The organism is Pseudomonas sp. p50(2008), assembly GCF_015351605.1.
Taxonomy (GTDB): Bacteria; Pseudomonadota; Gammaproteobacteria; order Pseudomonadales; family Pseudomonadaceae; genus Aquipseudomonas.
In genome coordinates this window covers 1-1387 of record NZ_JACMYF010000041.1, presented here as the reverse complement: position 1 = coordinate 1387, position 1387 = coordinate 1, and the positions used below count along the sequence as shown (strand labels likewise).

The window sequence follows — 1387 nt, the reverse complement described above, 5'->3', positions numbered from 1 at the left end:
TCGCCCTGATTATCAGTTGGCGTGCCCGAACCTGGCTCGTCAGTGACCTTGGTTTCCAAGGCGTTCTCACCCAGGGTCAGTTTTTCGTAGGTGTCTGCGCCGGTCACCGATTCCAGCTTGTTGACGAGGGTTGGTTGACCACCCAACGCGATGTCATCGGCTGCCGTGATGGTCGCTTGGCCAGTGATGCTGTTCGCTGGAACGGTAATCAACGTACCGTCCGTGAGCTTGAAAGTCAGCTCAGGATGGTTGGTCAAAGGCAGACCGGTGCTGGTGGTCAGGGTCACGGTGTAGGTGACCTGACCGCCTTCCGCGACGGTGGTTTTGTCTGCGGTCAGGGTCGCGACCACTTCACTCGGGGTGTCGCTGACGACCACCGAGCCCGGGTTGCCGATGACCAGATTTTCCAGCGCGGTGCCACCGGAGGTGACATTGCTAACGCCCAGCACAACGGTTTCGCCGTCTTTGTAGACGTCATCGCCTTGCGCGGTCAGCGAGTGCACTTTCGAGGTTTCGCCGGCGGCGAAGGTCACGGTCTGGCCGTTGCTCAACGTCACGGTCAGCGGCACCAACTGTGCCTTGTCGAGGGTAATGGTGAAGCTCGGTGCCTGGTTTTCCAGGACCGGACCGTTGCCAACGATGGAGATAGCGACTTTGTCGCCCTGATTGTCGGTTGGTGTGCCGGTACCTGGTTCGTCAGTAACGGTGGTTTCCAGCGAGTTCTGACCCAGGGTCAGCTGCTCGAAGTTGTCGGCACCGGTTACCGATTCCAGCTTGTTGACGATGGTCGGCTGACCGCCGACCAGAACATCGTCTGGCGCGGTGATGGTGAACGAACCCGAAGTGCTGTTCGCGGCAACGGTGACGACCGTGCCGTCAGTCAGGGTGAACGACAGCTCACCGTGATTGTTGATCGGCAAGCCGGCGGCGTTGGTCAGGGTCACGGTGTAGGTGATCTGCCCGCCTTCCGCCACGGTGGTTTTGTCGGCCGTCAGGGTCGCAACCACTTCACTCGGGGTGTCGCTAACGACCACTGAGCCTGGGTTGCCGATCACCAGGTTTTCCAGCGCGGTGCCACCGGAGGTGACATTGCTAACGCCCAGTTCGACGGTTTCGCCGTCTTTGTAGACGTCATCACCTTGCGCGGTCAGCGAGTGCACTTTGGAGGTTTCGCCAGCGGCGAAGGTCACGGTCTGGCCGTTGCTCAGGGTCACGGTCAGCGGCACCAACTGTGCCTTGTCCAGCGTGATGGTGAAGCTTGGCGCCTGGTTTTCCAGGACTGGACCGTTGCCGACGATGCTGATGTTGACCGCATCACCTTGACCCGATGGTTCGTCGGTGACAGTCGTTTCCAGCGAGTTCTGACCCAAGGTCAGCTGCTCGAAGT

General features: G+C 60.2%; 1 protein-coding gene. It reads right to left on the bottom strand.

Features of this window, described 5'->3' with window-relative positions:
• A partial coding sequence (locus H7698_RS31100) for an immunoglobulin-like domain-containing protein (protein WP_328803790.1) occupies positions 1-1387 on the bottom strand: 1387 nt, incomplete at both ends.